The organism is Nostoc sp. FACHB-888 (assembly GCF_014696655.1).
In the GTDB taxonomy this organism is placed as follows: domain Bacteria; phylum Cyanobacteriota; class Cyanobacteriia; order Cyanobacteriales; family Nostocaceae; genus Nostoc.
In genome coordinates this window covers 1-7387 of the sequence record NZ_JACJQM010000195.1, presented here as the reverse complement: position 1 = coordinate 7387, position 7387 = coordinate 1, and the positions used below count along the sequence as shown (strand labels likewise).

Sequence of the window (7387 nt, the reverse complement as noted above, 5' to 3'; positions counted from 1 at the left end):
GTTAACAAATGTAAAACACTATATTCCCCACCCAGTTGCCCCTGTTCTCCAGGTAAATTCTCCAGCCACTCGATAATTTTTTGCCTAAACCAAGTATGTCCTTTTTCCTTAGTTGTGATACTATCGAGCAACCAATGCAACCACCAAGTATCTACGGGTTTTTGATGTGCATATAAACCTGAATACCTGTATGGTGTACCACGTTTAATTATTGATTCACGCCAAGATGTAAACAAGGCTTGCCAAGTATCTTTATTAACTGGTATCTCAGAAAAAGCTGTGAACATACTCGACCAGTCGTAACAACATTCAAAAGTAATATGCTGAATTTCTAAAGCATTCACCCGTTCGATTTCTCCCAATTCTCGAACAGCTTGCTGATAATAGCGAAGTAAAGTTTTTTCCTTTTCCCAATTCCCAGGAGCGTAAGAAAATCCACCCACAGCAACAAATAGCAGCGAGTTTTCTGGTGTCCAGGGATTCAAGTCAGGTTTGTTTTTTAATAACGCATCCAAAGTCTCTTGAATCACTGTAAGACTTTCTCTATATTCCTGTTTAGCCAACAAATCCTCAATTACAGGTAAACCATTTTGCCATTCCTGGGAAATAGTCGCCCGGAGATTGTTCAAATATATCTCTGGGGTTGCAAATTGCTGCATCAATTCCATGTAAACTATATGCCAATAAGAAAAAGTATTCTCTAGGTCATGCTTCCACAGAGAAGCTTCTCGATTGGCTGTCAATCCGTCAAAAATTAACTTTTTTTCAACATCAGGTAAATGGCAAAAGAAATCGGTCACAGCATCATCATCTAAACTGGTGTGGTAAAATTCCTCATCCAATTCCCTAATTTTTTGAGCTAATTTGAACCCATCTTGTCCTTGTGACTGCACCAATAACCATTCCCATTCCAATAAGCTACTTGTTGTCGCTCCTTCCAAATGAATACCATTAGCAATTTCTATCCAGTCGAGTATACCATTAGAGATTTCACTTTCTGCTGACAACAAACTGGCTGCAAAACCATCGTCATTACTAAAGCCATTCTCAAAAGCCGTTTTTACCAATGGCTTCATCTTTTGTGCAACTGCTTCTAAATCTTCAACAAAAGTACAGTCATCAAAATAAGGTTCTTCCCAGCTTGCTTCTTGGACTATATATTTTCCCTCTGGCTGGGATGCTTGCCAAATAATCTGATTCCATTCTCCCCATAATTGGGACCAAGTTTGAGCTAATTTTGTCAAAGAAGTTGGTTGTGCTTTGCTTGTTTTTACCTGTTCTACTGTTTGAGGTGGAGCGATGATTTGAGTTAAAGTCTCCTGGGTATTCCCTTGCAGTTGAGCAAACACAGTTACTCGCTGTTCGTCGGATAAAACCGCAAATAATTCATCCAGTAGCTGGGAAATTTCCCCTTCTGTAAGTGCTTCAAAGATGCGCGAACCAACAGAGGTTTCTTGTTTAATCTTACTCAAAGAATTGCTCTGGCTCTTTTTTGGCATCTTGGTAAATCCCCTTAGCATTACATAAATAGCCTATTTCAACCGGAAGTAACGAGGAGGACAGTCAAACATTATTTAACAAACGTTAATTTGCAATTTCAGCTTCCAGCAAACTCAACAATTTCTCTTCTAAAGCCGTCAAATAAGCCCGATTCAGCCTCCCCAACGACTCTAAAAACTTTTGCACTGACTCCTTTAGCCCAGTGGAACACACTCGTGTAATGCGTAAACGCATAGCGGCTGGTCTTTGGACATCCCTTAGAGACTGCATCTGCTGACATTCGGCAGGTTGATAATTGCAAAACTTTAGGTGTTGTAATTCCATAGTTTACCATGCCTAAGAGATTAAGATAGAACGGTTTTAGTGAGAGTCCATGAGATTGCTTTCTTCGTCGCAATCATGGGGTACTATTTTTGAATGCAGTTTAGTATTAGACCCACTTTTTGTATAAAAATAAATCTATGAATAGAACGTTATATTATCATCAGCAATCAAACTTTTCTCGGAAAATCCGAATATTTTTAGTAGAGAAAAATTTAGATTGTGAACTCAAAGAAATTAATTTAGCCAATAAACCCTCTGAATTCCTTGAAATTTCTCCTATTGGTCAAGTCCCTGTGTTTGTAGATGAAGATGGCACGGTAATTTGGGACTCTACATTGATTGCGGAGTATCTAGACGAAACTTATCCACAGCCTAGCTTTTACCCAAGCGCTCCTCACATACGGCTTGAGTGCCGTAAATGGGAACAACTAGCAGATACTTTAGGCGATAATATTATCGGTTTATGGGTACTAGATTTTATGGGTGATCTAGCTCCTGCTTATTATCGAAAAAAATATGAAACATTAATTAATCGCCTTTTACCAATCTTTGATGGACAACTGCGTTCAACTAAATATTTGCTAGAGGGTGAAACATGGACAGCAGCAGATGTGGCAGCATTATGTTCCCTCGGTTATTACAGCTTTCGCTTAAATGAAGACTGGCTTCTTCAGTATCCTTATTTGAGAGACTGGTTTAATAGATTACAGGAGCGTGAATCAGTCAAGTCAACTATTCCAAAAAAGTAAGGATTCAGGTCTAATATTGGGGAAGCAAAGAAGGGCGAGACAGATTCTGAGATTCTATTGAGTTTTGCTAATTTCTAGCCAGTTGTAGAGTGGGAACTGAACTCTGTTGAGCGCTGTATGAATCATGTAGAGGGGTTCTACAGCACTAAATTAAACAACTGGCATAGCTGGATGTCAAGAAGCGGGAAGTTCTATCTTTTCCCTCGTACAACTTCTTCACTGTCCCGTTGCTTTGCTAACTCCATTGAAACTGGAACCCAAAGACATTGGATGCCAAATTGCCAAAATTGTTTAGGGTGTTATCTTTGCCCGTATTCAGACTCCAAAACACTCAACAATTTCTCTTCCACAACAGTAAGATAAGGCCGATTCACCTTCCCCAATAACTGCAACAGACTTTTGACTGTCTCTTCTAGCGAATCGGAATACACCCGACTGATGCGATCGCAAATTACCTGCATCTGCTGACAATCCTGGGGCAGGTAGTTGAATGATTTCAGGTGCTTCACCCCAATGGTACACTCGCCATCCCAGGCTCTCACGCTGCAACTAAAGTCATTCACTGCACTGACAATTACCCAACACCCGCCCTTTCCCCTCAGTTCTGGGTTATCTTTTGCAAGGATTTGACAGACTTCCCCGATTTGGTAGGTATTGGGTACTTGGGTTCGCTCCATGATGCGCTGCACAACATCAGTAACGATCCTGGCACTGGGAACTTTACCGCCAGCCTCCTGTACTGCCCGTTGCCAAACTTTAACCTGCTACTGGGGTTCTAGCTTTGCCAGAGGGCGCACTTGTCCTTCGTTAGTCGGCAGGATTCGTGAGAGGTTAAGTTGAGTTTTGTCTACTTCCTCGTTTTGGGAACAATTTGTTCCCGTTTCATCCGCTTCCCCATTTTGGGAACAATTTGTTCCCGTTTCATCCACTTCCTCATTTTGGGAACAATTTGTTCCCGTTTCATCCACTCCCTCATTTTGGGAACAATTTGTTCCCGTTACTATGTTGTCAAATACTACAGAACCAGCTATTAGATAATTGACTCGGCGATGGGTGTATCCAAATCTATCACGACAATACTCCTCAAATGTGCGATGAGTGGATCTGTATAACCTGCGATCGCGCAACTGGGCCAATGCCTTGCCTGCCTCAAAAAATGCACGTTCCACCTTGCGTTCTAAATGCAAGCGATCGCTAATCTCTTGCTCGGTTAATTCGGGAATTTCAACAGCAGTAACGGTAATTGTTGCTGTAGCTGGGTTTTCTTCAAGGTCTTGGTTATCTGGTGGCGTGTCGTCACTGGATGCAGCAGGGGTAGGCTTTTTACGCTTAGAGAATGGTTTAGCCATTATTCCATCTCTAGCTGAACAATGCTGGAACGAATATCGAGTTGTGCCATGATGGAGGTGTGATTAAATTGATATAAATTCCCCAAACCTTTTACTGAGGTTGGGGTTTTTCCTTGGCTTGTTTACATATATATTTGCATCTGTGGTAGCTATCCTTGTTGCTTTGTAGGTTTTGGCATTGTCTTTATATTGCCGTGTATAAAATGTCCATGACAAAAAAAGCGGCATAAGCTTACCTGCCACGTTAAAAATCCCAAGGTGTATTTTGGAGCTATAGCCGTCGCCAGTACAACATTTTGACGCGCCAGCAGTTGCTTTGCTTCGTTAACTGAACGGTGTCGCAGTTTATATATGGCTTGGTGCAGTCCAACGTAGGCATTCGTTGCACCATTTATCGCTGTCTGTAAAGTTTGTGGGTTCATATTCTCCCAGCTTTGATGAAACTTTAAACTCGTAGTAGTCACCAAGCTATTTTACGTCAACTGGGAGATTACAATGTGAGTAAGAATGATAAAAGTAAACTGATGATTTCTCTCGATTCCGTTGACAGACTAAAATGGAGTTCTGAACTGGGAAAACGCTTACAATCTTTACGTGGTGACATTCCCATGCGAACCCTTGCCGACAAGGTTAACAATAATGGAGTAACTTGCACTTACCAGTATATTCATAAGCTGGAGGTAGGCAAAGCTGAAGCCGTCTCAACTGATTTAATCGTAGCTATCTGCAATGCTCTTGATGCCGATTTTAAGCAGCTCTTTCCGGCTGTATACATTGATCCATCTGAACTTTTGGCTATTTTACAAAAAAATGTCGCCTAACAGTTGATTTGTCTACTCGGAGTTGATAAAATAGGAATAACAAAAGACGACCGCCCCCGTCTGGACAACGAAGCGATCGCCCTTTGCGAAAACCTAACCCCTGTCGAGGCAGGAATATCAATTATGACTTATCCCAAATACACACAGCAAGCCCTCTCCCGCTATAACCTCCCCCGCCTCAAAAGAATCGCTGCCGAATTAGGCGTTACACCTACCGGCGACAGAAGAGCGACTGAAACCTGGGTAAACGCAATCATCACCCACCAATCCACCCAGCTTCAGAAAGTTGACAACCAAGCCCTCGCTCAAGCCGAACTCGACCACTTCATCGCTGACCAAGCCCAAGTTGTAGCTCCCGAACCCCTCAGAATAATCGAAATCTCGTTTGACCATCATGAATATTACGCTGATGACAAACTGATAGCTAGCATCAGCCATGACAACAGCCACTTAACACAACGCTGGGTAGTAATGGTCAACGACAAAGAAGTATTTCGTGCCAACACTCTAATGCGTTGCGATCGCTTCATCTGCACTCACTACAAAGACGGCTCATTACCTGTGCAAGAAGAAGCAGGGGGGCAGGGACCAGGGGGCAGAGGGGAAAAATTCTCTCCCATGCACCCCGCACCCTGCTCCTTGTCCTCTTCTACCACTGGCAACGAAATCATGGTGCAGATTTTCGCAGAATGCGAGAAGTACGGCTTTGAAATCCTCAATGATGGGATTTATCGAAACAACGTGAGACTGGGTGAAGTGGGATGCACTGACGGCGGCTGGTGGTTGATTCAGGCTTCTTCAGTCCATCAGCAGAAGATAGCGTGTGACTCGGTGGAGTCGGCAGTGCAATCGCTATCTGTGATCGAAGTATCGTCGGTATTTTGCGACGAACTCTTGGATAGGGCATTTGACGAACTTAGTGCAAGCGAATGGCGCAGGCTGCTGGAGTATCAGACAGTATTTGCCAACAGTCAATTAGTAGCGGCGTAGGAAAAAAGTAGGCTTTTATGCCTACTTCCTCTAATCCAATAAATTTCCAATGACTTACCAGTTCCAAATATAACTATCACTTTTGGTAAAGACCTCAGTAAGTTCCTTTCAAATTCCAGCAAATCACTGCTGAAATTGATTTTTACCAACAGCAAATAAGCATTCTCAACCGACAGTTAACCGTCTTAACCGGAGGTTTCACAAATGCCTAAAACGATTGATAACACCTTTGACCGTAGAGCGAACCATTTGCTGCGTTTGATTCGGCTTTGCGGTGGTTGTGTTCCACTGCATCGTCTGCAATTCCAATTCTCTGATTCAGTAATTCAAACTCTGCTGGATAAAGAACTGGTGCAAGTACAGAACACGGGACGCGGTTTTTTGTTGGAAATTGCCGAGGATTTTTAGGTTATTAATCCAAGAGGAAATAATTATGAAACTTTACGCGAAAACTATTTCAGCTACTCTGCCAGATTGGGCAACCGTCGTTAAACGCAGTGCAGATTTGATTGAGGTTGAAATCAACGATGAACATCCGAATTTTCAATCTCTGCTTGAAGAGTTAGCGACGGAGATTGAGCCAGGGACTTTTGGTGTTAAAGCGGAGGATTTATGTTCAAGGCTCGGCATTGAAATGTCTAATCCGCGTCTCCACCAGTTAGCTGAACAAGCCCAAAACCTGATATCCCTTATTGCTATGCACTCAGACTACAAACAACTGTTGAACGATGGATATCAACCAGATTTAAACATTGCTGATGCTCAAACTGCGCTCACCTATTTGCAATGCGAATTAGAGCGTAATCGAGAACTTTCTGTTTATTAGAAACTTGATTTGGTCAAAGAGTGGTTGCAATTCCAGGATGTTGACCGCCCAAGTTTACTTGATATTAACCAGATTAATGAACTAATCAAAACCATGTGTTTGGCTTGGGCTTCAAACAAGTGTGAATATCCCAATCATGCTGAGTCTTTGTATCATGCTATGTTCTCACGATAGAGGAACAAAACAACGGCTGATTTTGGGGATTGGGCTTGTGAATAATTCTTGGTTTTACCTTGTTGAATTGATGTCACCAACGTTAATTAAGACACCAACTATATCGAATCGTTTCTCATTAGTTGGTGAAAAAAGTTTAGTGCGCGTGAATGTTTAATTCTCTCTAATTACGCAACGAAAAATTATGTCGCAAATTGAAATCAGCCAAATGATCGAACAGATTAAAGAAGAAATTGAAGTTGACGCTAATGGTCAGGCTAAAGCCAGTATTCGAGCAACTGCAAGGCTAGCTGGAGTAGACCACGCTGCAATCATTAATCATCTTCAAAGTGGTGAACTAAAACCGACTAAATTAGCCCAAAGCATTATCATACAAGGATTTGAGGCTGGTGGACTTCGAGAGTGGAGAACTGTTGGTATCCCTGATATGGCGATCGCAATCATCCTAGAGTATTACGCTTACGAAGCTGGTAGATACTGTACTAAACAAGCCAGATTGGTATGTCGTTCATTCAACACCATCGGTATTCGTGCGTGGATTCAAGATAAATTAGGCTGGACTAAACCTGTCACTGACAACAAAACAGGAATGACAGAAATACAGTTACTCGCTGCTCTAGCTAAACACTTGGCAGAGCAAGAACAGCATTTACT

10 protein-coding genes and 2 pseudogenes are annotated in these 7387 nt (G+C 42.2%); 7 read left to right on the top strand and 5 right to left on the bottom strand.

Annotated features, from left to right (window positions below; genetic code table 11):
* Nucleotides 1–1499 (bottom strand): hypothetical protein (locus H6G26_RS36285; RefSeq protein ID WP_190736257.1); only part of this gene is annotated, 1499 nt, incomplete at its 3' end.
* A gap of 85 nt (nucleotides 1500–1584) precedes the next feature.
* Nucleotides 1585–1824, bottom strand: coding sequence for a hypothetical protein (locus tag H6G26_RS36280; protein ID WP_190736255.1), 240 nt, complete (start codon nucleotides 1822–1824; stop codon nucleotides 1585–1587).
* Nucleotides 1825–1961: 137 nt separating this feature from the next.
* On the opposite strand from H6G26_RS36280, the gene H6G26_RS36275 reads away from it, so the two are divergent.
* Complete coding sequence (locus H6G26_RS36275) at nucleotides 1962–2573, top strand: glutathione S-transferase family protein (RefSeq protein WP_190736253.1); 612 nt, start codon at nucleotides 1962–1964, stop codon at nucleotides 2571–2573.
* A 299-nt stretch (nucleotides 2574–2872) separates the two neighbouring features.
* On the opposite strand, the gene H6G26_RS43320 is transcribed toward H6G26_RS36275, so the two are convergent.
* The 3 genes and pseudogenes from H6G26_RS43320 to H6G26_RS36265 all read right to left on the bottom strand — a co-directional run bounded on the left by H6G26_RS43320 (nucleotide 2873) and on the right by H6G26_RS36265 (nucleotide 4344).
* A complete protein-coding gene (locus H6G26_RS43320) occupies nucleotides 2873–3250 on the bottom strand; it encodes a hypothetical protein (RefSeq protein WP_242054183.1) in 378 nt (125 codons plus the stop codon).
* A gap of 375 nt (nucleotides 3251–3625) precedes the next feature.
* A pseudogene (locus H6G26_RS43315) lies at nucleotides 3626–3922 on the bottom strand (hypothetical protein); the annotation flags it as partial.
* Nucleotides 3923–4071: 149 nt separating this feature from the next.
* Nucleotides 4072–4344, bottom strand: a complete 273-nt coding sequence (locus H6G26_RS36265) for a hypothetical protein (RefSeq protein ID WP_190736251.1) — start codon at nucleotides 4342–4344, stop codon at nucleotides 4072–4074.
* 75 nt (nucleotides 4345–4419) lie between these two features.
* Here H6G26_RS36265 and H6G26_RS36260 point away from each other — a divergent pair, with 75 nt between their 5' ends.
* From H6G26_RS36260 to H6G26_RS36235, 6 genes and pseudogenes are all read left to right on the top strand, one after another.
* Nucleotides 4420–4743, top strand: coding sequence for a hypothetical protein (locus H6G26_RS36260; RefSeq protein WP_190736249.1), 324 nt, complete (start codon nucleotides 4420–4422; stop codon nucleotides 4741–4743).
* 123 nt (nucleotides 4744–4866) lie between these two features.
* Nucleotides 4867–5733: a hypothetical protein gene (locus tag H6G26_RS36255; protein ID WP_190736247.1), complete on the top strand. Its 867-nt coding sequence runs from the start codon at nucleotides 4867–4869 to the stop codon at nucleotides 5731–5733.
* A 204-nt stretch (nucleotides 5734–5937) separates the two neighbouring features.
* Complete coding sequence (locus tag H6G26_RS36250; protein WP_190736245.1) at nucleotides 5938–6141, top strand: hypothetical protein; 204 nt, start codon at nucleotides 5938–5940, stop codon at nucleotides 6139–6141.
* Nucleotides 6142–6166: 25 nt separating this feature from the next.
* Nucleotides 6167–6559, top strand: a complete 393-nt coding sequence (locus H6G26_RS43310; RefSeq protein WP_242054181.1) for a hypothetical protein — start codon at nucleotides 6167–6169, stop codon at nucleotides 6557–6559.
* Nucleotides 6560–6713: 154 nt separating this feature from the next.
* Nucleotides 6714–6890, top strand: coding sequence for a DUF1392 family protein (locus tag H6G26_RS36240; protein WP_242054180.1), 177 nt, complete (start codon nucleotides 6714–6716; stop codon nucleotides 6888–6890).
* Nucleotides 6891–6917: 27 nt separating this feature from the next.
* A pseudogene (locus tag H6G26_RS36235) lies at nucleotides 6918–7387 on the top strand (hypothetical protein); the annotation flags it as partial.